The sequence below is a fragment of the Microbacterium sp. NPDC088619 genome (assembly GCF_044752825.1).
In the GTDB taxonomy this organism is placed as follows: domain Bacteria; phylum Actinomycetota; class Actinomycetes; order Actinomycetales; family Microbacteriaceae; genus Microbacterium.
The window spans coordinates 131,388-154,333 of the sequence record NZ_JBIVLZ010000001.1 but is presented as its reverse complement, the minus strand read 5'-3'; the positions used below and the strand labels follow the sequence as shown (position 1 = coordinate 154,333).

21 protein-coding genes and 2 tRNA genes are annotated in these 22,946 nt (G+C 66.4%); 2 read left to right on the top strand and 21 right to left on the bottom strand.

Annotated features, from left to right (window positions below):
* Positions 1-7: 7 nt before the first annotated feature.
* From ACIP5T_RS00815 to ACIP5T_RS00765, 11 genes are all read right to left on the bottom strand, one after another.
* Positions 8-544, bottom strand: coding sequence for an NUDIX hydrolase (locus ACIP5T_RS00815; protein ID WP_400859808.1), 537 nt, complete (start codon positions 542-544; stop codon positions 8-10).
* A complete protein-coding gene (gene clpX / locus ACIP5T_RS00810) occupies positions 541-1,809 on the bottom strand; it encodes an ATP-dependent Clp protease ATP-binding subunit ClpX (RefSeq protein ID WP_400859807.1) in 1,269 nt (422 codons plus the stop codon). The genes ACIP5T_RS00815 and clpX overlap by 4 nt, the downstream gene beginning before the upstream one ends.
* Before the next feature lie 168 nt (positions 1,810-1,977).
* Complete coding sequence (locus ACIP5T_RS00805; protein WP_400859805.1) at positions 1,978-2,829, bottom strand: aldehyde dehydrogenase family protein; 852 nt, start codon at positions 2,827-2,829, stop codon at positions 1,978-1,980.
* Positions 2,826-4,268 (bottom strand): aldehyde dehydrogenase family protein, encoded by a 1,443-nt coding sequence (locus ACIP5T_RS00800; protein ID WP_400859802.1) that lies wholly within the window; start codon positions 4,266-4,268, stop codon positions 2,826-2,828. The genes ACIP5T_RS00805 and ACIP5T_RS00800 overlap by 4 nt, the downstream gene beginning before the upstream one ends.
* Before the next feature lie 10 nt (positions 4,269-4,278).
* Complete coding sequence (deoC, locus tag ACIP5T_RS00795) at positions 4,279-5,280, bottom strand: deoxyribose-phosphate aldolase (RefSeq protein WP_079113056.1); 1,002 nt, start codon at positions 5,278-5,280, stop codon at positions 4,279-4,281.
* Positions 5,277-6,212, bottom strand: coding sequence for a sugar-binding transcriptional regulator (locus ACIP5T_RS00790; RefSeq protein WP_400859800.1), 936 nt, complete (start codon positions 6,210-6,212; stop codon positions 5,277-5,279). Before ACIP5T_RS00790 ends, deoC begins: the two co-directional genes overlap by 4 nt.
* A gap of 155 nt (positions 6,213-6,367) precedes the next feature.
* The gene (locus ACIP5T_RS00785) at positions 6,368-7,009 is read right to left on the bottom strand and encodes an ATP-dependent Clp protease proteolytic subunit (protein WP_215172909.1); all 642 of its coding nucleotides are present in this window, start codon (positions 7,007-7,009) and stop codon (positions 6,368-6,370) included.
* Positions 7,010-7,029: 20 nt separating this feature from the next.
* On the bottom strand, positions 7,030-7,626 hold the full coding sequence (locus tag ACIP5T_RS00780; protein WP_053096644.1) for an ATP-dependent Clp protease proteolytic subunit: 597 nt from the start codon (positions 7,624-7,626) through the stop codon (positions 7,030-7,032).
* 81 nt (positions 7,627-7,707) lie between these two features.
* Positions 7,708-8,205, bottom strand: a complete 498-nt coding sequence (locus ACIP5T_RS00775; RefSeq protein ID WP_400859797.1) for a tetratricopeptide repeat protein — start codon at positions 8,203-8,205, stop codon at positions 7,708-7,710.
* Positions 8,206-8,286: 81 nt separating this feature from the next.
* Positions 8,287-9,813, bottom strand: coding sequence for a trigger factor (gene tig, locus ACIP5T_RS00770; protein WP_400859795.1), 1,527 nt, complete (start codon positions 9,811-9,813; stop codon positions 8,287-8,289).
* A gap of 62 nt (positions 9,814-9,875) precedes the next feature.
* Positions 9,876-9,949: transfer RNA gene (locus ACIP5T_RS00765), tRNA-Pro, on the bottom strand.
* A gap of 110 nt (positions 9,950-10,059) precedes the next feature.
* Here ACIP5T_RS00765 and ACIP5T_RS00760 point away from each other — a divergent pair.
* Positions 10,060-10,130 (top strand) — tRNA-Gly (locus ACIP5T_RS00760).
* A 116-nt stretch (positions 10,131-10,246) separates the two neighbouring features.
* Complete coding sequence (locus ACIP5T_RS00755; protein WP_400859794.1) at positions 10,247-11,452, top strand: hypothetical protein; 1,206 nt, start codon at positions 10,247-10,249, stop codon at positions 11,450-11,452.
* A 75-nt stretch (positions 11,453-11,527) separates the two neighbouring features.
* Here the strand turns inward: ACIP5T_RS00755 and ACIP5T_RS00750 are convergent, their stop codons facing one another.
* The 10 genes from ACIP5T_RS00750 to uvrA form a co-directional block, all read right to left on the bottom strand.
* Positions 11,528-11,881, bottom strand: a complete 354-nt coding sequence (locus ACIP5T_RS00750; RefSeq protein ID WP_042540778.1) for an RNA polymerase-binding protein RbpA — start codon at positions 11,879-11,881, stop codon at positions 11,528-11,530.
* Entirely contained in the window at positions 11,881-12,129 is a 249-nt protein-coding gene (gene secG, locus ACIP5T_RS00745; protein ID WP_042540779.1) for a preprotein translocase subunit SecG, read from the bottom strand. Before secG ends, ACIP5T_RS00750 begins: the two co-directional genes overlap by 1 nt.
* 83 nt (positions 12,130-12,212) lie before the next feature.
* On the bottom strand, positions 12,213-13,004 hold the full coding sequence (tpiA, locus tag ACIP5T_RS00740) for a triose-phosphate isomerase (RefSeq protein WP_363569894.1): 792 nt from the start codon (positions 13,002-13,004) through the stop codon (positions 12,213-12,215).
* Positions 12,995-14,209 carry a phosphoglycerate kinase gene (locus ACIP5T_RS00735; protein WP_400859792.1) on the bottom strand — a complete coding sequence of 405 codons (1,215 nt, stop codon included), beginning with the start codon at positions 14,207-14,209 and terminating at the stop codon, positions 12,995-12,997. Before ACIP5T_RS00735 ends, tpiA begins: the two co-directional genes overlap by 10 nt.
* Before the next feature lie 10 nt (positions 14,210-14,219).
* Positions 14,220-15,230 (bottom strand): type I glyceraldehyde-3-phosphate dehydrogenase, encoded by a 1,011-nt coding sequence (gene gap / locus ACIP5T_RS00730; RefSeq protein ID WP_400784896.1) that lies wholly within the window; start codon positions 15,228-15,230, stop codon positions 14,220-14,222.
* Positions 15,231-15,345: 115 nt separating this feature from the next.
* Positions 15,346-15,972, bottom strand: coding sequence for a superoxide dismutase (locus ACIP5T_RS00725; protein WP_311259274.1), 627 nt, complete (start codon positions 15,970-15,972; stop codon positions 15,346-15,348).
* A 188-nt stretch (positions 15,973-16,160) separates the two neighbouring features.
* Positions 16,161-17,138 (bottom strand): DNA-binding protein WhiA, encoded by a 978-nt coding sequence (gene whiA, locus ACIP5T_RS00720; RefSeq protein WP_042540784.1) that lies wholly within the window; start codon positions 17,136-17,138, stop codon positions 16,161-16,163.
* Between the two features lie 68 nt (positions 17,139-17,206).
* Positions 17,207-18,079 carry an RNase adapter RapZ gene (gene rapZ / locus ACIP5T_RS00715; protein ID WP_400859790.1) on the bottom strand — a complete coding sequence of 291 codons (873 nt, stop codon included), beginning with the start codon at positions 18,077-18,079 and terminating at the stop codon, positions 17,207-17,209.
* Positions 18,080-18,109: 30 nt separating this feature from the next.
* The gene (uvrC, locus tag ACIP5T_RS00710) at positions 18,110-20,026 is read right to left on the bottom strand and encodes an excinuclease ABC subunit UvrC (protein ID WP_400859789.1); all 1,917 of its coding nucleotides are present in this window, start codon (positions 20,024-20,026) and stop codon (positions 18,110-18,112) included.
* On the bottom strand, positions 20,026-22,914 hold the full coding sequence (gene uvrA / locus ACIP5T_RS00705; RefSeq protein ID WP_400859787.1) for an excinuclease ABC subunit UvrA: 2,889 nt from the start codon (positions 22,912-22,914) through the stop codon (positions 20,026-20,028). Before uvrA ends, uvrC begins: the two co-directional genes overlap by 1 nt.
* Positions 22,915-22,946 lie beyond the last annotated feature (32 nt).

Here is a 22,946-nt window from a genome sequence, read left to right as displayed (position 1 = left end):
CACAGCGTCAGCGGTCGAGGTGCTCCATGGCCTTGTACCAGGTGAGCTGGTGATAGCTCTGCGCGAGTTGCTCACCGAGACCGTCGAGAGCCACTCGGTGCACGGTGATCGCCTCGCTGTCATCCAGCGACTGCTCTGCGACGCGTACGCAGCCCCGTGCGAGGAAGTGATGCACCCGATTGGTGTGGTTCCCGAAGTTCGCCCAGGTAGCGCCGAGGTCGAGAATCTCATCGGCCTCGTACCCGGTCTCCTCCCGCAGCTCTCTGACTGCGGCATCCTCCGGTGTCTCGCCTGCCTCCACAGCGCCCCCGATCGTGCCGACCGCGACGATCCCCGCCCCGTGCCGATACTCTTCGACGACGATCGCCTGGCCCTCGCGATCCAGCGCGAGCACCGAGATCCAATCTCCGTACTCGAACACGTAGTAGGGGGTGATGGAGCGCCCGCGCTCGTCGCGGCAGTCGTCCGCGCGCACACGAATCCACCGGTCGGCGCGAATCAGCTCGCTGCCGAACACTCGCCAGGGCGAGGGAGCGGGGCTCACGCGCTCTTGCGCTTGCGCTCCATCACGATGGTCGGCGGGGCGCCTTCGTCGACGGCGGCCTGAGTGACGATGACCTTGGCGACGTCGTCGGCCGACGGAATCTCGAACATGATCGGACCGAGCACATCTTCGAGGATCGCGCGGAGTCCGCGAGCACCGGTCTTGCGCTCGACGGCGAGGTCGGCGATCGAGCGGAGCGCCCCCTCTTCGAATTCGAGCTGAACGCCGTCGAGTTCGAACATGCGCTGGTACTGCTTGACGAGCGCATTGCGCGGCCCCGTGAGAATGTCGATGAGCGCATCCTGGTCGAGCGGCGACACCGATGTCACGACGGGAAGACGACCGATGAACTCGGGGATCAGACCGAACTTGTGCAGGTCCTCGGGGAGCACCTCGCTGAACAGGTCGAGGTCTTTGCCCTTGTCGTGCAACGGAGCACCGAAACCGATGCCGTGCTTGCCGACGCGGGCCGACACGATGTCCTCGAGGCCGGCGAAAGCGCCCGCGACGATGAACAGCACGTTCGACGTGTCGATCTGCAGGAACTCCTGGTGGGGATGCTTACGCCCGCCCTGCGGAGGAACCGAGGCGACCGTGCCTTCGATGATCTTCAGAAGGGCCTGCTGCACACCTTCGCCCGAGACGTCGCGGGTGATCGAGGGGTTCTCTGCCTTGCGGGCGATCTTGTCGACCTCGTCGATGTAGATGATGCCCTGCTCGGCGCGCTTGACGTCGTAGTCGGCGGCCTGGATCAGCTTGAGAAGGATGTTCTCGACATCCTCGCCGACGTAGCCGGCCTCGGTGAGCGCCGTGGCGTCCGCGACCGCGAACGGCACGTTGAGCTTCTTCGCGAGAGTCTGGGCCAGATAGGTCTTGCCGCAGCCGGTCGGCCCGATGAGCAGGATGTTGCTCTTCGCGATCTCTACGCTCTCGGCCTTCTGCTCGGCCGTCTGGAGGGTGCCGTGCGCACGGATCCGCTTGTAGTGGTTGTAGACCGCGACGGCCAGCGCCTTCTTGGCAGGCTCCTGCCCGACGACGTACTCCTCGAGGAAGGAGAAGATCTCGCGGGGCTTGGGGAGTTCGAAGTCCGCCGTGCCGTCGGCCGACGATTCGGCCATCCGCTCCTCGATGATCTCGTTGCACAGCTCGACGCACTCGTCGCAGATGTACACACCGGGTCCTGCGATGAGCTGCTGCACCTGCTTCTGGCTCTTTCCGCAGAATGAGCACTTGAACAGGTCAGCGCTTTCGCCGATACGGGCCATGCGCGTCCTCCTAGGGGGATCCTGAGATCGTCTACTGAGCCTAACCGCTGCATCCGACACCGGGACGCATTGGCGCGGCGTCGCACATCTCGAGTCCGCATCGCCGCGCATAGAGCGAAGCCCGCCACCTGCTGTCGCAGATGACGGGCGTCGTACTCCTGATGCGTGTCAGACCATGCTCTTGGTGTGCCAGACGGTCTTGATCTCCGTGAAGGCTCCGATGCGCTCGGGCGATGCGGTGACCGCTCCCGGTGCAAGCACTCGCTTGAGCGTCTCTGCGGCAGCGATCTGCATGTCGATCCACTCGAGATCGCCGGCACCGGCCAGGTCGAGCGCGTTGACATCCTGGTGCGAGGCGAGCCAGGGCGCCATCTCGGCGGGCGAGCCGGTGAGCACGTTGACGACACCGCCGGGCACATCGCTCGTCGCGAGCACCTCGGCGAGGCTGATGGCCGACAGCGGGAACCGCTCGCTCGCGATCACGACGACCGTGTTGCCTGCCACCAGTGCAGGCGCCACGACCGAGATGAGACCGAGCAGTGCTGAGTCCTGGGGCGCGACGATCGCGACGACACCGGTCGGCTCGGGCACGGAGATGTTGAAGTACGGCCCCGACACCGGGTTCGCGTTGCCGGCGACCTGCGCGTACTTGTCGCACCACCCGGCATACCAGACCCACTGATCGATCGCCTCGTCGACCTGCGCGGCGGCGGTGGATGACGAGACCCCCTCCTGCGCGGCGATCTCGTCGATGAACTGCGCACGGCGCCCTTCGAGCACCTCGGCGACCCGGTAGAGCACCTGCCCGCGGTTGTACGCGGTGGCGCCCGACCAGCCCTTCACTGCGGCACGTGCGGCGACGACGGCATCCCGTGCGTCCTTGCGCGAGCCCTGCGCGGCGTTCGCGAGGAACGCCCCCTTCGCAGAGAGCACCTCGTAGGTGCGGCCGGACTCGCTGCGAGGGAACGCACCGCCGATGGCCAGCTTGTAGGTCTTCGGAACGGTCAATCGCTTGCTCATGCGGAGGCCCCCTTCAGGTAGGCGGTGAGACCCTGACGTCCGCCCTCGCGGCCGTATCCGGACTCCTTGTAGCCGCCGAACGGGCTCGACGGATCGAATTGGTTGAACGTGTTCGCCCAGATGACACCCGCGCGCAGACGGTCGGCGACCGCGAGGATGCGCGAGCCCTTGTCCGACCAGATGCCGGCCGACAGACCGTACGGCGTGTTGTTCGCCTTCGCGATCGCCTCGGCCGGCGTGCGGAACGTGAGCACCGAGAGCACGGGCCCGAACACCTCGTCCCGAGCGATGCGATGCGAGGCTTCGACGCCGGTGAAAATCGTCGGAGCGAACCAGAAGCCCTTGTCGGGGATCGCGCAGTCCGCGGTCCAGCGCTCTGCACCCTCGGCCTCGCCGATGTCGCTGAGCTCACGGATTCGGGCGAGCTGCGCCGCCGAGTTGATCGCGCCGATGTCGGTGTTCTTGTCGAGCGGGTCGCCGAGACGCAGCGTCGACAGGCGGCTCTTCAGCCGATCGATGACCTCGTCGTGGATCGACTCCTGCACGAGCAGCCGGCTTCCGGCGCAGCACACGTGCCCCTGGTTGAAGAAGATGCCGTTGACGATGCCTTCGATGGCCTGATCGATCGGCGCGTCGTCGAACACGATGTTGGCGGCCTTGCCCCCGAGCTCGAGCGTGACCTTCTTGTCGGTACCTGCGACAGCTCGGGCGATGTCCCGTCCGACACCGGTCGACCCCGTGAAGGCGACCTTGTCGACGTCGGGGTGACGCACGAGGGTGGCACCGGTGGCGCCGGCACCCGTGACGATGTTGACGACACCGGCCGGAAGATCCGCCTGCTGCAGGATCTCCGCGAAGATGAGCGCCGTCAACGGAGTGGTCTCCGCGGGCTTGAGCACCACCGTGTTGCCGGCCGCCAGAGCAGGAGCGAGCTTCCACGCGAGCATCAGCAGCGGGAAGTTCCACGGGATGATCTGACCGGCGACGCCGAGCGCGCGCGGGTTCGCGCCCAGTCCGGCGTAGTCGAGCTTGTCGGCCCACCCCGCGTAGTAGAAGAACCAGGACGCGACGAGAGGCACGTCGACGTCGCGGCTCTCCTTGATCGGCTTGCCGTTGTCGAGGCTCTCGGCTACGGCGAGCTCGCGGGCACGCTCCTGCACGAGGCGCGCGATGCGGAACAGGTACTTGCCCCGATCACGACCGCTCATCTTCGACCAGGTCTTCTCGTAGGCGCGACGTGCGGCGGCGACCGCACGGTCGATATCCGCGTCGTTCGCGGTGGCGATCTCGGCGATGCGGCTCTCATCGGCAGGTGAGATGGTCGTGAAGCTCGCACCCGAACCGTCGACGAACTCGCCGTCGATGAACAGCCCGTAGCTGTCCTTGAGGTTCAGCACGGCCTTCGACTCCGGGGCCGGAGCGTATTCCAGGAATGACATATGCGGGCTCCTAGTCGATCGTGACGTAGTCGGGGCCGGAGTAGTGGCCGGTGGTGAGCTTCTGACGCTGCAGAAGCACGTCGTTCAACAGGCTCGATGCGCCGAAGCGGAACAGGTGCGGCTGAAGCCACTCCTCCCCCACGGTCTCGGCGACCGTGACGAGGTACTTGACCGCATCCTTCGAGGCGCGGATGCCGCCGGCGGGCTTCACGCCGATGCGCTCACCCGTGCCGCGGTGCCAATCGCGCACCGTCTCGAGCATGAGCAGCGTGGTCGGAAGCGTCGCCGCCGGCTGCACCTTGCCCGTGGAGGTCTTGATGAAGTCTCCGCCCGCGAGGATGCCGAGCCACGACGCGCGCTTGATGTTGTCGTAGGTGTTCAGCTCGCCGGTCTCCAGGATCACCTTGAGCGAGGCGTAGGAGCCGTCAGCTCGCCGGCAGGCTTCCTTCACCTGCGCGATCTGGTCGTAGACGAGCCCGTATCGACCGGAGAGGAAGGCTCCTCGGTCGATGACCATGTCGATCTCGTCGGCACCTGCCGCGACTGCTTCTGCCGTATCGGCGAGCTTGATCGCCAGCGACGACCGGCCGCTCGGGAAGGCCGTGGCGACGGCCGCGACCGAGATCAGACCGTCGTCGGGGTCTCCGTGCAGGGCACCGAGCGCCTCGACGGCATCGCCGACCATGTCTCCGTAGACGCAGACCGCGGCGACCTTGGGGGTCGACGGATCAGCGGCATCCGGATTCTTGGCCTTGGCGACCAGAGACCGCACCTTGCCCGGGGTGTCCGAGCCTTCGAGCGTGGTCAGGTCGATCAGCTTGATGATCGTGTCGAGGGCCCAGGCCTTCGACGTCGTCTTGATCGAACGCGTGCCGAGGCCGGCAGCGCGCTGCTCGAGTCCGACAGCGTCGACGCCGGGGAGTCCGTGCAGGAACCGGCGGAGCGTGGCGTCGTCCGGCTCACCGCCGAGAACGTCCACCGCCGTCCTGCGGCTGAGTTCTTGGGTCGTCATCGTTCCTCCAACAATGCTCGTGCTGTGGTCTCATCTGTCACCAGAACGCTGCACAGGCCGCTGGTCACGACCGTGCGCGCGATGTCATGCTTGGCGTCACCAGCGGTGACGAAGATCGAGCGCTTCGCTGCGCGCAGTCGGCCGAGTTCCACACCGACGGTTCGCGCATCGAGCTGCGGGTCGACGATGTTGCCGTCGGCGTCGATGTAGCGGCCGAGCACATCGCCGACGGCGCCGCGGCGGGCGAGCTCCTCGACGTCGGATGCCGTGAGGTAGCCGTTCTCGACATGGGCCGAGCTCGCGTCGCAGGGGCCGGCTGTGAACAGGAACGCCTGCGCCTCGGCTGCTTCGACGAGCACTGCCGCGACGGTGCGGTCGGCTTCGATCGCCTGCTTCGTCTCGACACGTTCGAGGATGGCAGGGCTCGGCAGGAGGGAGACGTGTCCGGATGCGCGCTGCGCGATCGTGACGGCGAGGCCTGCGGCTCCGCCAGAGCGTCTATTCAGGCTCACTCCCCCGTTGAGCTGCACCACCGTGACGCCGGTCGCCCACCCGTCGGGCAGCGATTCGGCCACGGCACGCAGCGTGCGGCCCCAGCTGACACCGAGCGTGCGAGGCACAGGGCGCATCGCGGTGAGATAGTCGGCGGCCGCCTGAGCGACGCGCTCGAGCGTTCCGTCGTCACCGTCGGGTGACGGAACGACGACCGCGGCAACGAGTCCGTGGCGCTCGACGAGCTGGCGCTCGAGTCCGAGTCTGCGCGCGCGCGGGTGCACGATCTCGATCCGAACGATGCCGCGCTCTCGAGCCTGCGTGAGAAGCCGTCCCACCTTCCAACGGGAGAGCTTGAGGAGGGCGCCGATCTCGTCCTGCGTCTTGTCCTCGTCGTAGTAGAGCTCGGCGACGCGGACCATGACCAGTTCTTCTTCCATGGCATCCTCCTTCCTTCGACCAGCTTACGTCGACATCACCGTTCGCGCATCAGTCTGCTCTTATGAGCACTCCTGGCTGCGGTCGTCGCACATTCGCCGGATACGACGAAAGGACGCCGACCCGAGGGGTCGACGTCCTTCTCTCATCGAGATGCTTACATGCGCTTGCGCGAGGTGAGCACCTGATCGACGATGCCGTAGTCCAGCGCCTCAGCGGCGGACAGGATCTTGTCGCGGTCGATGTCGCGGTTGACCTGCTCGACCGGCTTGCCGGTGTGGCGAGCCATCGTCTCCTCGAGCCAGGTGCGCATCCGGAGGATCTCGGCAGCCTGGATCTCGATGTCGGATGCCTGGCCGTGTCCTGCCTCACCCATCGCCGGCTGGTGCATGAGCACGCGGGCGTTGGGCAGGGCGAGGCGCTTGCCGGGGTGACCGCCTGCGAGCAGGACGGACGCGGCCGAAGCCGCCTGACCGAGCACCACTGTCTGGATCTGGGGTGCGACGTACTGCATCGTGTCGTAGATCGCCGTCATCGCGGTGAACGAACCACCGGGCGAGTTGATGTACATCGTGATGTCACGCTCGGAGTCCTGGCTCTCGAGAACGAGAAGCTGGGCCATCACGTCATCGGCCGACGCATCGTCGACCTGGACACCGAGGAAGATCACGCGATCTTCGAACAGCTTGTTGTAGGGATCCTGACGCTTGAAGCCGTAAGCCGTGCGCTCCTCGAACTGAGGGAGCACATAGCGGCTGGAGGGCAGATCGCCGGCAGAGCGGAAGGTGGGTGCGTACATGAGAGTCCTTTCGCTTTCCGTTACTTGATGTCCTGGTCGGTTCCGCCGCCGCCGATGACGTCGGTGGCCGAATCGCGGATGTGGTCGACGAAGCCGTACTCCAGCGCCTCGTCAGCGGTGAACCAGCGGTCGCGGTCACCGTCTTCGTTGATCTGCTCGACGGACTTGCCGGTCTGCGCCGCGGTGATCTCGGCGAGGCGGTTCTTCATCGAGGTGATCAGCTGCGCCTGCGTCTGGATGTCGCTCGACGTGCCGCCGAAGCCACCGTGCGGCTGGTGCAGCAGCACCCGGGCGTTGGGCGTGATGTAACGCTTGCCCTTCGTGCCTGCGGTCAGCAGCAGCTGACCCATCGATGCAGCCATGCCGATCCCGACCGTGACGATGTCGTTCGGAACGAACTGCATCGTGTCGTAGATCGCCATGCCCGCGGTGATCGATCCACCGGGCGAGTTGATGTAGAGGTAGATGTCCTTCTCGGAGTCCTCTGCGGCGAGAAGGAGGATCTTCGCGCAGATCTCGTTCGCATTGTCGTCGCGCACCTCCGATCCCAGCCAGATGATGCGGTCTTTCAACAGTCGGTCGAAGACGCTCGTAGCGAGGAGGGGTTCTGCAGCCATGTCAGCTCCTGATTCCGTGTTTCAGTGATTCGAATCTACCGGCGACAACGCAGCGCTCAGGCCGTGTTCGCCGTCGGCATATCAGGCGTCGAGTTCGGCGATCTCGTGCGCGTAGGCGGTCATGGAACGGTGGTAGCGCGGCAGGTGCGGAACCAAGGCGAGCAGCGCGACGGACAGACCGCTCGCCGGGCGTCCGGAGCTGGCCAGGATCAGCGCGTGCACGGTGGCGACGGCATCACGGTAGGGGCTGTCCGCAGACAGCTCCTCCTCTGTGCGGATGACCCTCAGGGCATCGTCGTACTCGCCCAGATTGCGCAGCGAGCTCGCCAACTGGATCACGCATTGCGGGCGATGCTCGTCGTCGAGTCCCAGCGCGAGCGCGCGCCGGTACAGCTCGACCGCTTCGGCGGGGCGTCCGGCCGAGTCTCGCGCGCCGGCCCGCTCGAACTCCGCGCGTGCGTCATCGGTACCACGCTCGGCAGCCAGCGCGTCGATTCGAGCGATCGTCTCGTCGCCGACTTCCTCGCCTGTCGCATCGGCCCACACCTCATCGATGCGCTCATCCCAGGTCTTGGTCATGTCCTCGCTCCTCATCTCTTCCGTTCACGAGAAAGGGGCGGATGCCGCAGCATCCACCCCTTTCCACGAGATCGTGTTCGATCACTCAGCCTTGTCGGCAGCCTTCTTGGCCGGAGCCTTCTTCGCTGCGGGCTTCTTCGCGGCGGGCTTCTCAGCCGCCTCGGCGTCGTCGGCCTTCTTCGCAGGGGCCTTCTTCGCAGCAGGCTTCTTCGCAGCGGGCTTCTCAGCCGCCTCGGCGTCGTCGGCCTTCTTCGCAGGGGCCTTCTTCGCCGGAGCCTTCTTGGCCGGCTTCTCATCGGCAGCTGCCTCGGCCTCAGCCTCAGCCTCGTCGTCGGTCACGACGAAGTCGGACAGGTCGACCGGCTTGCCGTTGGTGTCGACGACCTTCACCTTGCCGAGCGCGATGGCGAGGGCCTTGTTGCGGGCGACCTCGCCCACGAGCGCGGGAAGCTGGTTGGAGGACTGCAGAGCCTCGACGAACTCCTGCGGAGCCATGCCGTACTGCGATGCGGACTGGATGAGGTACTGCGAGAGCTCCTCCTGCGAGACCTGCACGTCAGCCTGCTCGGCGATCGTGTCGAGCAGCACCTGCGTGCGGAACTGCTTCTCGCTGGCCTCGGTCACCTCGGCGCGGTGCACGTCGTCTTCGAGGCGGTTCTCACCCTCGAGGTGGTTGTGCACCTCGTCCTCGATGAGCTTCGGCGGCACCGGGATGTCGATCTGCTCGAGCAGCGCCTCGACGAGCTTGTCGCGCGCTGCGGAACCCTGAGCGAACACGCCCTGCTGCGAGACACGCTCGGCGAGGCTCGCGCGGAGCTCGGCGATCGTGTCGAACTCGCTGGCGATCTGCGCGAAGTCGTCGTCGGCCTCGGGAAGCTCGCGCTCCTTGACGGCCTTGACGGTCACGGCGACCTCGGCCTCGGAGCCGGCGTGGTCGCCGCCCACGAGTGCGGAGCGGAACGTCGTGTCCTCGCCTGCGGTGAGCGACTCGATGGCGTCGTCGATGCCCTCGAGCAGCTCGCCCGAACCGACCTCGTAGGAGACGCCCTCTGCGCGGTCGATCTCGGCGCCGTCGATCGTGGCGACGAGGTCGAGCTCGACGAAGTCGCCCTTCGCTGCGGGGCGGTCGACGGGAACGAGCGTGCCGAAGCGGGCGCGCAGGTTCTCGAGCTCGGCGTCGAGCGCCGCCTCGTCAGCTTCCACGGCGTCGACGGTGACCGTGATGCCGTCGTACGACGGCAGCTCGATCTCGGGACGGACGTCCACCTCGATGTCGACGAGCAGGTCGCCCGAGAAGTCCTTCTCGTTCGGCCACTGCGTGATGTCGGCAGCTGGACGCCCGACGACGCGGAGCTTGTGCTCGACGGTCGCGTCGCGGAAGAACTTGTCGAGGCCCTCGTTGACCGCGTGCTCGATGACCGCACCGCGCCCGATGCGCTGGTCGATGATCGGAGCGGGGACCTTGCCCTTGCGGAAGCCGGGGATCTGCACGTCCTGAGCGATGTGCTCGTAGGCGTGCGCGATGCTGGGCTTGAGGTCGTCGGGGGTGACCGTGATGCTGAGCTTGACCCGGGTCGGGGTCAGCTTCTCGACGGTGCTGTTCGCCATTCTGGTGTGCTCTCCTTGTGATTTCCGCGCTGAATCGCGGCTGTCAGGCCGTTGAAGCCATGTCGGGGCGACAGGAGTTGAACCTGCGACCTCCCGCTCCCAAAGCGGGCGCTCTACCAAGCTGAGCTACGCCCCGGGGAATCCGCTTGCAGATTCAGCCCCACCGAGTCTAACGGACACGAGCACCCGCGTCAGTCCGCTATGATCGATGAGTCGGTACAGACCGCAAGGTTTCCACCCGATATCGGGGCTGTAGCTTAGTGGTAAAGCCTCTGTCTTCCAAACAGATGATGCGAGTTCGATTCTCGTCAGCCCCTCATGAGAAAGGCCCCCGCGATGCGGGGGCCTTTCGTTCTTCTCCGGAAGCTCTCACGAGAGGCGGCGCACTCATTAGAGTCGTGATACGTCGGTTCCCCACGGAGGTCCCCACCGCATGACCGCACCCGTCGACGTGGCTTCCTCCGCCGGTGGAGGCCACGCGCTCCCCCTGCGCTTCGCGAGCCCGGTCGACGCGACATCGAGGACCCGGAGACGACGCCCCTGGCTCACGGTGGGCGTTGTCGCGGTGACGGTCGCCGCGGCGACGGTCGGCCTGCTGCAGATCACCGCGAATCTCGGTTATGACGAGGCGCGCACCGGCTTCGATGCCAGCCGCACCACGACCGCGAACACCGGCGAGACCCTACGACAGGAGCTCGACTCGCTCACTTCCACGCTCGGCATCGCCGACCTTCTGGTGCAGACCGACTCCGGTGTGCTCGTCGCTCCAGCTGCGCGAGAGGTGCTGTCTGCCGCTACGGCCGACGCCCGCAGCGCCATGACGCCCGCCGAGCGCCTTCTCGACCGGGATCTGCCCGCCGCAGACGCGAAACCCGGCGCCTTCTGGGAGCTGTTCGCCGCATCCGCCGAACTGGCTGCGCAGACACGCGATCTCGACGAACTGGCCGCCGACCTCGACGCGGCTACGCCTGCGACGAGTGCCGCCGGCACCGCCGTGACCGAGGCGGGCGTCGCTCTGCTCCGTTCTGCGGCCGAGGCCGCCCCCGCGTTCGAGTCTGCGCATCTCTCGGCCAAGAACGATGCGGTGATCGCACTGCGGGAAGCGGCGTCGAGTGCGTCCGACACGACGATCCTCGACGAATCGGCCGTCGAGGCGCTCGTGTCGCTGCAGGACGCGGCGGCGCAGGTCGTGACGACCGAACAGGCCGAGCTCGCCGAGAAGACAGGACCTCTGCAGAGCGCGCGAACGGAGATCGAGGCGTTCGCGCGCTCGCTCGCCCCCGGCGTGCTGCTCGAGTTCGACTGGAACCAGATCGTCAACAACGCGGGCTACAACGGAAGCATGGGCGGCCTCACCACGTGGTGGTGGGATGACCCCGACCGGGCGGCCATCGAGCTCTCCGACTCGGTCGCAGAGCAATGGCCGGCCGACCGGAGCAAGGCTCTCGTCGCCCATGAGGTCGGCCACGCGATCAGCGTCAAATGCGAGGATATGTACGACTCGTCGACGCAGGACAGCATCGAGAAATGGGCGACCGCCTGGGCGATCAGCATGGGCTTCAGCGACGACGCCAACGGGGTCTGGGCCTACGGCTATCCGCCCCAGTCCTACATCGACGCCGCGTACGGATGCCGCTGAGCACTCGCGTCGCAGACGAGAGGAGCCGCCGCGATCGAATCGCGGCGGCTCCTCCCATGAGAGATCAGATCGAAGTCACTGGCCCCGACGCTCACGAAGCTGGGTGAGCGCGTCCTCGAGAAGCTGGACCGCTTCTGCGTCGGTGCGACGCTCCTTCACATAGGCGAGGTGGGTCTTGTAAGGCTCCGGCTTCGCGAGCGCGGGCGGGTTCGCCTTGTCGCGGCCGGCAGGAAGACCGGACTGAGGGTGGTCGATCGTCTCGGGGATCTCCTCTTCAGGGAGCCCCGCGGCGAAGTAGCGGACCGTCTCGTTGCCGAGGCCGTCCCAGTACGAGACCGCGATGCGGTCGGCGTGGTAGCCGTGGTCCTGCTCGCCCATGGGGCCGGAACCGACTCGGGTCCCTCGGATCGCATTGCCGCCGGTAGCCATCAGATCACCTCGAACTTCGTGATGAGACCGAGCGCCACGATCGCCACGAACCACGCGAGTGCGAGGACGACCGTGAAGCGGTTGAGATTGCGCTCAGCGAGACCCGACGAGCCGACGGCCGACGTCATGCCGCCACCGAACATGTCGGAGAGGCCGCCACCGCGACCCTTGTGGAGGAGGATGAGGAGAGTCAGCAGGACGCTGGTTATGCCCAGCACCACCTGCAGGACGAACTCGAGAATTTCCACGAGGAAGAGCCTTTCGCTGGGGCAGGATTGCCCCGGTAACGGTCAAGTATACGGTGCGGCGGGGCCGAAGCCCCGCCACACACTCACACGCCGACGTGCTTCTCGAAGCGGATGATCGCAGCGAACTCGTCGACCACGAGGCTCGCGCCTCCGACCAGTGCGCCGTCGACGTCGGGCTCACGCATGAAGCTGGCGATGTTGGCCGCCTTGACCGATCCGCCGTACAGGATCCGGGTGCGCGCCGCAGCGTCGTCACCGAGGACCTTGGCGATCACCTTGCGCAGCGCGGCGCAGACATCCTGCGCCTGCTGAGGCGTCGCCGCCTGTCCGGAGCCGATGGCCCAGACCGGCTCGTACGCCACCACGATGTCGGCATCCTTCGAGAGCCCCTGCAGAGCGGCTTCGAGCTGCCCGGCCGGAACCGCACTGGCGCCGAACTTCTCGAGGTCTTCAGCGGTCTCGCCGACGCAGATGACCGGCGAGAGGCCGTGCTTGAGCGCTGCCTTCGTCTTGGCCGCCACGACGTCATCCGACTCCGCGTGGTACTCACGGCGCTCGGAGTGGCCGATGATGACGTACTTCGCGTCGAGCTTCGCCAGGAACGCACCGGACACCTCGCCGGTGTACGCACCGGAGTCGTGAGCCGAGATGTCCTGCGCGCCCAGCGCGAACGGGATCTTGTCCGCGTCGATCAGCGTCTGCACGCTGCGGATGTCGGTGAAGGGCGGGAATACCGCGACCTCGACCGATCCGTCCTCATGCTTGGCGTCCTTGAGGGTCCAGTGCAGCTTCTGCACGAACGCGACCGCCTGCAGGTGGTCGAGGTTCATCTTCCAGTTTCCCGCGATCAGCGGGGTACGAGTGTTCACGCCCATCCGAGCACCTCCAGGCCGGGTAGTTTCTTGCCCTCGAGGAACTCGAGGCTGGCGCCGCCGCCGGTCGAGATGTGACCGAACTGGTCGTCGGTGAAGCCGAGCTGACGCACGGCCGCAGCCGAGTCGCCGCCGCCGACGACGCTGAGACCGTCGACCTCGGTGAGCGCCTGCGCGACCGTCTTCGTGCCACCCGCGAACGCGGGGAACTCGAACACGCCCATCGGACCGTTCCAGAACACCGTCTTCGACTCGCGGATGACCTCCGCGAATCGTGCGGCGGTCTCCGGCCCGATGTCCAGACCGATGCCCGAGGAGCCGAAAGCAGTGCTCTCGATGGCGTCCGCGGCCGTCACCTCGTGCTCGGCGTCTGCCGAGAACGAGGATGCGACCACGACGTCGGTCGGAAGCACCAGCTCGACACCGCGCTTCTCCGCCTCGGCGATGTAGCCACGGACCGTCTCGAGCTGGTCTTCCTCGAGGAGGCTGGATGCCACGGCGTGGCCCTGCGCCTTCAGGAAGGTGAACAGCATCCCGCCGCCGACGAGGATGCGATCCACGCGGGGCAGCAGGTGCGAGATGACTCCGAGCTTGTCGCTCACCTTCGAGCCGCCGAGCACGACCGCGTACGGGCGCTCCGGGTTCTCGGTGAGACGGTCGAGCACGTCGAGCTCGGCTGCGATGAGCAGACCGGCAGCCGAAGGCAGCAGTTCGGCGAGGTCGTAGACGCTCGCCTGCTTGCGGTGCACGACGCCGAATCCGTCGGAGACGAGCACGTCTCCGAGTTCAGCGAGCTGAGCCGCGAAGGCGCCGCGCTCTGCGTCGTCCTTCGAGGTCTCCCCCGGGTTGAACCGCAGGTTCTCGATGACGACGATGCCGCCATCCTCGAGCGAGGCCACGGCCTCCTGCGCCGACTCGCCGACGGTGTCGCGTGCGAACGCGACCGGCTTGCCGAGCAGCTCGGACAGTCGCTGGGCGACCGGCGCGAGGCTGTACTGCGGGTCGGGCGCACCGTCGGGGCGTCCGAGGTGCGAGCACACGACGACGCGGGCGCCCGCGTTGATCAGTGCGTTGAGGGTAGGCAACGAGGCGCGGACACGGCCATCGTCCGTGATGATCCCGTCCCGGAGGGGGACATTGAGATCACAACGGACGATGACGCGCTTGCCCTCGAGCGAACCCAGTGAATCCAGGGTGCGCAGAGTCATGGGAGGTGTCTCAGAGACGCTCGGCCACGTACTCGGTCAGGTCGACGAGACGGTTGGAGTAGCCCCACTCGTTGTCGTACCAGCTGGAGACCTTGACCAGGTTGCCGCTGACGTTGGTCAGCGTGGCGTCGAAGATCGACGAGTGCGGGTTGTGCACGATGTCGCTCGAGACGATCTGGTCTTCGTTGTACTGCAGGAAGCCGGCGAGGCGACCGTCGGCAGCTGCCTTCTTGTAGGCCTCGTTGACCTCTTCGACCGTGAGGTTCTCGCGGTCCGTGATCAGCGTCAGGTCGACGATCGATCCGGTGGGAACCGGAACGCGGTACGACGAGCCGCTCAGCTTGCCCTGAAGCTCGGGCAGAACCTCGCCGATCGCCTTGGCGGCGCCCGTCGAGGCCGGCGTGATGTTGATCGCCGCGGCGCGAGCACGACGCAGGTCGCTGTGCGGGCCGTCCTGCAGGTTCTGGTCTGCGGTGTAGGCGTGAGCGGTCATCATGAAGCCGCGGTCGATGCCGAACGCGTCGTTGAAGACCTGGGCCAGCGGCGCGAGGCAGTTGGTCGTGCAGGAGGCGTTGGAGATGATGTGATCCGTCTCCGGGTTGTACGTGTCCTCGTTCACGCCCATCACGAACGTGCCGTCGACACCCGTGCCGGGAGCCGAGATGAGCACCTTCTTGGCGCCGGCCTCGATGTGCTTCTTGGCGAGCTCGGCCTTGGTGAAGAATCCGGTCGACTCGATGACGATGTCGACACCCAGCTCGCCCCACGGGAGGCCTGCGGGGTCGCGCTCGGCGAACGCCTTGATCGTCTTGCCGTTGACCGTGATGCTCTCGTCGTCGTAGCTGATGTCAGCGTCGAGAACGCCGCCGACAGAGTCGTACTTCAGAAGGTGGGCAAGGGTCTTGTTGTCGGTGAGGTCGTTGACCGCGACGATCTCGATGTCCGCTCCCTGCGCGAGAGCCGCGCGGAAGTAGTTGCGTCCGATGCGGCCGAAGCCGTTGATACCGATCTTGACAGACACTCAGGTCTCCCTGTTTCTCGTGCGCTGTGCGCAGCAAAAGTGCTTACGCGATGCGCGGGGGTTTTTGGCTGAGATGGCGTCCCGACGAGACTTGGCCCGTCGGGACGCGACCCGATTACGACAGTACCAGCAGGCCGTTCGTCTTCTCGCGGGCGACCTCGAAGCGCTGCGCGACGTTCTCCCAGTTGGCGATGTTCCACGCGGCCTTGACGTAGTCGGCCTTGACGTTGAGGTAGTCGAGGTAGAAGGCGTGCTCCCACATGTCGAGCTGGAACAGCGGCACGGTGCCGGCCGCGGTGTTCGACTGCTGGTCGAACAGCTGCTGGATGATCAGACGCTGGCCGATCGAGTCCCAGCTGAGCACAGACCAGCCGGAGCCCTGGATTCCCAGTGCGTTGGCGGTGAAGTGCGCCTGGAACTTCTCGAACGAGCCGAAGAACTCGTCGATGGCCGCCTTGAGCTCGCCCTCGGGCTGTCCGCCACCGGTCGGCGAGAGGTTGGTCCAGAAGATGGAGTGGTTGACGTGACCGCCGAGGTTGAACGCGAGGTCCTTCTCGAGCTTGTTCACGTTCGCGAGGTTGCCGCTGTCGCGCGCCTCAGCGAGCTGCTCGAGCGCGGTGTTGGCGCCCGCGACGTAGGTCGCGTGGTGCTTGTCATGGTGCAGCTCCATGATCTTGCCGCTGATGTGCGGCTCGAGGGCTGCGAAGTCGTAGGGAAGGTCGGGGAGCGTATAAGTCGCCATGTCGCTTTCATCCAATCCGCGCCGCGCCGCGGCGCTTGCCGATCCTCTGCGCCGCCGATGTGCGGCGAAGAGCGGACGTAACTCATCCTAGTGACGACAACGCATGACTGTCCTGGATCCTTCCTCCGTATGACGAAGCGAGGCGGCCCCTGATCGGGGCCGCCTCGCTCAGGAGAATCCGGTGGTGGTCAGACGTCGAGCCCTGCGGGCACGGCGGCCTCGGTTCCGGGGATGCCCTCCTGCTGGGCGCGCTTGTCTGCCATGGCCAGAAGGCGGCGGATGCGGCCGGCGACGGCATCCTTCGTCATCGGCGGGTCCGCATGGTGACCCAGCTCGTCGAGGCTCGCATCCCGGTGAGCGAGGCGCAGCTCGCCGGCGACCTTGAGGTGGTCGGGCACCTCGTCGGCGAGGATCTCGAGAGCGCGCTCCACCCGGGCGCAGGCGGCGACCGCGGCCTGCGCAGAACGACGCAGATTGGCGTCATCGAAGTTCACGAGACGGTTCACACCCGCGCGCACCTCGCGGCGCTGGCGCATCTCTTCCCAGGCCACAGCGGTCTTCTGCGCGCCCATCTCGCTGAGGATCGTGCGGATGGCCTCGCCCTCGCGGACCACGACGCGGGGCATGCCGCGCACCTCGCGCGCCTTCGCGGCCACTCCGAGGCGGTGAGCAGCACCGACGAGCGCCATGGCGGCCTCGGACGAGGGGCAGGCGACCTCGAGCATGGCCGAGCGGCCCGGCTCGCTCAATGTGCCCGCCGCAAGGAACGCTCCGCGCCACAGACCGGCCACCTCGGCGCGCGAGCCGGTGGTGAGACGGTTGGGCAGTCCTCGAACCGGGCGACGACGCTGATCGAGCAGACCCGTCTGACGCGCAAGGGTCTCCCCTGACGCGATCACCCTGACTGCCCACCGCGCTCCGTCGTTCGCGGTGCTCGACTGCACCTGGGCGATCTCGGGCCGAACACCGTAGATCTCCGCGAGATCGCGCGCGACACGCTGCGCGAGGATCTCGGCATCCACCTCCGCCTCGACGGCGACCCGCCCGGCGATGGAGTGCAGTCCGCCGGCGAACCGGAGGATAGAGGTGACCTCCGCGACACGCACCGTCGGGGGTGCATTACGGATGCTGACCAGCTCAGCTTTGACGTCGGTGGTTAGTGCCACGACACTCCTCTACGCTCACGCGCCGGATCGCGGCGCAAACCTCCAGCCTACTCTGACGGAGGCTCCTGCTATTCCCTGCCGAGGTCCCGATGACGCACGTTGACCGCCACTCCCGGCACGGACGCGAGGCGACGAGCAAGCTCTTCCACCATGGCGACGGAGCGGTGCTTGCCGCCGGTACAGCCGATCGCGATCGTCGAGTGGCTCTTGTTCTCGCGCTGATACCCCTCGAGGACCGGGGCGAGCGCGGCGGTATAGGCGTCGAGGAACTCTGCGGCGCCTTCACGGGACAGCACGTAGTCTCTGACCGGCTCGTCTTTGCCGGTGAGTCCGCGCAGTTCTTCGTTCCAGAACGGGTTCGGGAGGAAACGCATGTCGGCGACGAGGTCGACATCCGTCGGCAATCCGTACTTGAACCCGAAGCTCATGAGCGTCACCCGATGCCGCGCCGCGCCCTCCTCGGAGAAGAGGTCCGACACCTGGGTGGCGAGCTGGTGGATGTTGAGCGCGGAGGTGTCGACCACGAGGTCGGCCGACTCGCGGATCGGCGCGAGTCGGAGGCGCTCGATCCGGATGCCGTCGAGCAACGTGCCGTCGCCCTGGAGCGGATGCGGCCTGCGCACCGACTCGAACCGCCGAACGAGCACATCGTCCGACGCATCCAGGAACAGCACGCGCACGGATCCGCGTGATCTCAGCGCCCTCGCCACGCCGGGGAAGTCGTCGAAGAGATTGCGACCTCGCACATCGACCACCGCTGCGACCTTCGGCAGGGCATCGCCGCCCATGTCCGTGAGGTCGAGAAGCGGACGCAGGATCTGCGGCGGCAGGTTGTCGACGACGTACCAGCCGAGGTCCTCGAGTGCGTTGGCGACCGTCGTGCGCCCCGCGCCCGACATGCCCGTGACGATGAGGAACTCGCCTTTGTCCCCGTCAGTCATGGTTACTCCTTCTCCCCCGCTCGTCCCAGCCTAGCGAGTGGAGAGATGCGTATGGATGTTCTGAGCGAGCACGGGTCCGATCCCCTGCACCTCTTGGATCGCCTCAGGAGGAGCTGAGCGGAGCGCGGTGACGGAACCGAAGTGCTTGAGAAGGACCTTGATGCGCGACGCACCGAGCCCCGGCACCTCGGCGAGGATCGACGTGATGTCGTTCCGGCGCCGCTTGCGCTGGTGCGTGATCGCGAATCGGTGCGCTTCGTCTCTCAGGCGCTGAAGCAGATAGAGCGACTCGCTGGTGCGCGGCAGGATCACCGGGAAGTCATCGCCGGGGAGCCAGATCTCCTCGAGCCTCTTCGCGATGCCGCACACCGCGATCTCGGTGTGACCCGCATCTCGGAGGGCGCGCGCGGCCGCCTCGACCTGCGGCTGCCCGCCGTCGACCAACAGCAGCTGCGGTGGGTAGGCGAAGCGGGGCTTGCGCTTGACCTCGACGACGACCTCCTCGAGGTCGTCTCCCGACTCTCCGGGAACCGCCACGGCCGCTGCGAGCTCTTCGACCTCCTCGGGGCGATCGAGGTACGCCAGACGACGACGCAGCACCTGATACATCGAGTCGGTGTCATCGGTGGTCTCGGCGATGTTGAACGAACGGTACTGGTCTTTTCGCGGCAACCCGTCTTCGAAGACCACCATCGACGCGACCACGTTGGTGCCGCCGAGATGCGAGATGTCGAAGCACTCGATGCGCAGTGGCGCCTCCGACATCCCGAGCGCCTCCTGCAGGTCGGTCAGGGCCTGCGTGCGCGCGATGTAGTCGCTCGTACGACGGGTCTTGTAGCGGATCAACGACTGCTGCGCGTTGAGTGTCGCGGTGCGCATGAGATCGGCGCGCTGGCCGCGCTGAGCGACGGCGATCTCTACCTTCCTGCCTCGCCGCTCACGGAGCCACACCTCGAGCTCGGCTGCGTCGTCGGGCAGCGTCGGCACGATGATGCGGCGCGGCACATCCTGGGCGTCGCCGTACGCGCGCTGCAGCACCTGGTCGACCAGGTCGGCCGTCGAGATGTCGATCTCCTTCTCGATCGTCATCGCGCGGACGCCCCGCACGCGTCCGCCGCGGATCACGAAATGCTGCACGGCGGCAGCGAGCTCGTCTTCGGCGATTCCGAACAGGTCGGCGTCCTCATCGGTCGCGAGCACCAGCGCGCTCTTGCCGAGCACCGCCTCGATCGCGGTGAGCTTGTCACGGAATCTGGCGGCGGCTTCGTAGTCCATCGCGGCGGAGGCAGCCAGCATCCGCTTCGTCAGCTCTCGGGTGAAGCGCTCGTCGCCGCCGGCCATGAACGCGACGAAGTCGTCGACCATGGCACGATGCTCCTCGATGGTGACCGTCATCGAACACGGTCCGCCGCACTTGCCGATCTGTCCGGGGAAGCACGGTCTCCCCGTCTGCATCGCGCGCTTGTAGCTGGAGTCGCTGCAGGTGCGGATGGGGAACGCCTTCACCATCAGGTCGATCGTCTCGTGAACCGCCCAGACCTTCGGGTAGGGACCGAAGTAGCGTGCACCCGGGATCTTTTGGTTGCGGGTGACGATCACTCGCGGCGACTCATCGCCCAGGGTCACGGCCATGAACGGGTAGGACTTGTCGTCCTTGTACCGGACGTTGAAGGGCGGATCGAACTCCTTGATCCACATGTACTCGAGCTGCAACGAGTCCACGTCGGTCGAGACGACGGTCCATTCGACGGAAGACGCCGTGGTGACCATGCGTCTGGTGCGTTCGTGGAGAGTGCGCAACGGCGCGAAATAGTTCGACAGACGTTGACGCAGGTTCTTCGCCTTGCCGACGTAGAGCACGCGTCCATCGGCGTCGCGGAATCGGTACACGCCGGGGTTGGTGGGGACCTCACCAACCCGCGGCTTGTACGGCAGGACGTCGGCCATCAGCTGGCCTTCCGCGCGGAGCGCCCCTCACCCAGGATCTCGGCGAGGAACTGGCCCGTGTGGCTGTCCTCGACTCGCGCGATCTGCTCGGGGGTTCCCGTCGCCAGGATCTCACCACCACCGGACCCACCCTCCGGTCCGAGGTCGATCACCCAGTCGGCGGACTTGATCACATCGAGGTTGTGCTCGATGACGATCACCGTGTTGCCCTTGTCGACGAGTCCGTTCAGCACCTCGAGGAGCTTGCGCACGTCTTCGAAGTGCAACCCCGTGGTCGGCTCGTCGAGCACGTAGATGCTGCGGCCGTTGCTGCGGCGCTGAAGCTCGGTGGCGAGCTTGACGCGCTGCGCCTCGCCGCCGGACAAGGTGGTAGCCGACTGACCGAGACGCACGTAGCCGAGGCCCACGTCGACGAGCGTCTTCATGTAGCGGTGGATCGCCTGGATGGGCTCGAAGAACTCCGCCGCCTCGGCGATCGGCATCTCGAGGACCTCGGCGATGTTCTTGCCCTTGTAGTGCACCGACAGCGTGTCGCGGTTGTAGCGCTTGCCGTGGCAGACCTCGCAGTCGACGTACACGTCCGGGAGGAAGTTCATCTCGATCTTGATCGTGCCGTCGCCCGAGCATGCCTCGCAGCGACCGCCCTTGACGTTGAAGCTGAAGCGTCCCGGCTGGTAACCGCGGACCTTGGCCTCCGGCGTCTCGCTGAAGAGCGAGCGGATGCGGTCGAAGACGCCGGTGTAGGTGGCCGGGTTCGAGCGCGGCGTGCGGCCGATCGGCGCCTGATCGACGTGCACGACCTTGTCGAGATTGTCGAGTCCCGAGACGCGGGTGTGCTTTCCGGGAACCGTGCGGGCCCCGTTGAGCCGCGAGGCGAGCACCTGGTATAGGATGTCGTTGACCAGCGACGACTTGCCCGAGCCGGACACTCCGGTGACCGCCGTCAGCACACCCAGCGGGAAGTTCACGCTGACGTTCTTCAGATTGTTCTCGCGGGCTCCGACGACGCTGAGCATCCGCTTCTTGTCGAGCTTGCGGCGCTTGGCAGGGGTGGGGATCTCGCGACGACCGGAGAGGTACTGTCCCGTCATCGAATTCGGCTCGTTCAGGAGTGCGGAGTACGAGCCGGAATGCACGACCTCGCCACCGTTCACCCCCGCGCCCGGCCCGATGTCGACGACCCAGTCGGCCGATTCGATGGTCTCTTCGTCATGCTCGACGACGATCAGCGTGTTGCCGAGATCGCGGAGCTTCAGAAGAGTGTCGATCAGCCGGCGGTTGTCGCGCTGGTGCAGACCGATCGAAGGCTCGTCGAGCACATAGAGCACACCGGTGAGACCAGAGCCGATCTGCGTGGCGAGGCGGATGCGCTGTGCTTCGCCGCCCGAGAGCGATCCGGCTGAGCGGCTGAGGTTGAGATACGAGAGCCCGACCTGCAGCAGGAAGTCGAGCCGCAGACGGATCTCGCGCAGCACCTGGGCCGCGATCTTCGCCTCGCGATCGGTGAGAGTGAGCGTCTCCATGAACGAGCGCGCGTCGGCGAGGCTCAGGTGGGACACCTCGGCGATCGAGTGGCCGTGCACCTGCACCGCGAGCACCTCGGGCTTGAGCCGGTTGCCGTCGCACACAGGGCACGGGACCTCGCGGAGGTACTCGCCCCACCGCGAGCGCTGCGTGTCGGACTCGGCCTGCGCGTACTGACGCTCGATGTAGGGCACCACGCCCTCGAAGCCGGATGCGTAGCGCATCTCGCGTCCGTACCGATTCTTGAACTTGACCGTGACCTTGTAGTTGTCGCCCCGAAGGATCGCATCCTGCACGTCGACCCTGAGGTCCTGCCACGGAGTGTCGAGCGAGAATTTGAGGTCGTCGGCCAGCCCCTCCAGCAGTCGCTCGTAGTACTGGAAGAGCCCCTTGCCCTGGGTGGTCCAGGGCACGATGGCACCCTCGCGGATGGAGAGCTCCTCATCGCCGAGCATGAGGTCGATGTCCACGGACATGCGCGTGCCGAGACCCGAGCAGGCGGGACAGGCGCCGAACGGCGCGTTGAACGAGAAGGTGCGTGGCTCGATCTCGGTGAGGGACAGAGCATGCCCGTTCGGGCAGGCGAGCTTCTCGGAGAACGACTGCCAGGCGTCGTCACCCTCTTCATCGACGAAGTTCACCTGCACGACTCCGCCGGCGAGTCCCAGTGCGGTCTCGACCGAGTCGGTGACACGACCGAGGATGTCATCAGCCGCGACCAGACGGTCGACGACCACCGCGATGTCGTGCTTGTAGCTCTTCTTGAGCGTCGGGGGCTCGGCGAGCTGGATCAGGTCGCCGTCGACGATCGCACGGGAGTATCCCTTGGCGCCCAGTTCGCGGAACAGATCGACGAACTCGCCCTTCTTCTGGGAGACGATGGGCGCGACGATCTGGTAGCGCGTGCGCTCGGGCAGCTCCATGAGCTGGTCGGCGATCTGCTGCACGGTCTGTCGCTGGATCCGCTCACCGCACTCGGGGCAGTGCGGGATGCCGATGCGCGCCCAGAGCAGGCGCATGTAGTCGTAGATCTCGGTGATCGTTCCGACCGTCGACCGCGGGTTGCGGTTGGTCGACTTCTGGTCGATCGACACCGCGGGGCTGAGCCCCTCGATGAAGTCGACGTCCGGTCGGTCGACCTGGCCGAGGAACTGGCGCGCGTAGGCGCTCAGCGACTCGACGTAGCGACGCTGCCCTTCGGCGAAGATCGTGTCGAACGCGAGACTGGACTTTCCCGATCCGGACAGGCCGGTGAACACGACGAGCGAGTCGCGTGGGATGTCGATGTCGACGTTCTTGAGATTGTGGACGCGGGCACCGCGCACACTGAGTTTTCCTGGGGTTGCAACCGGGACGATAGGCACTGATCAAGTCTACGAGGGGCTACCGACATTGG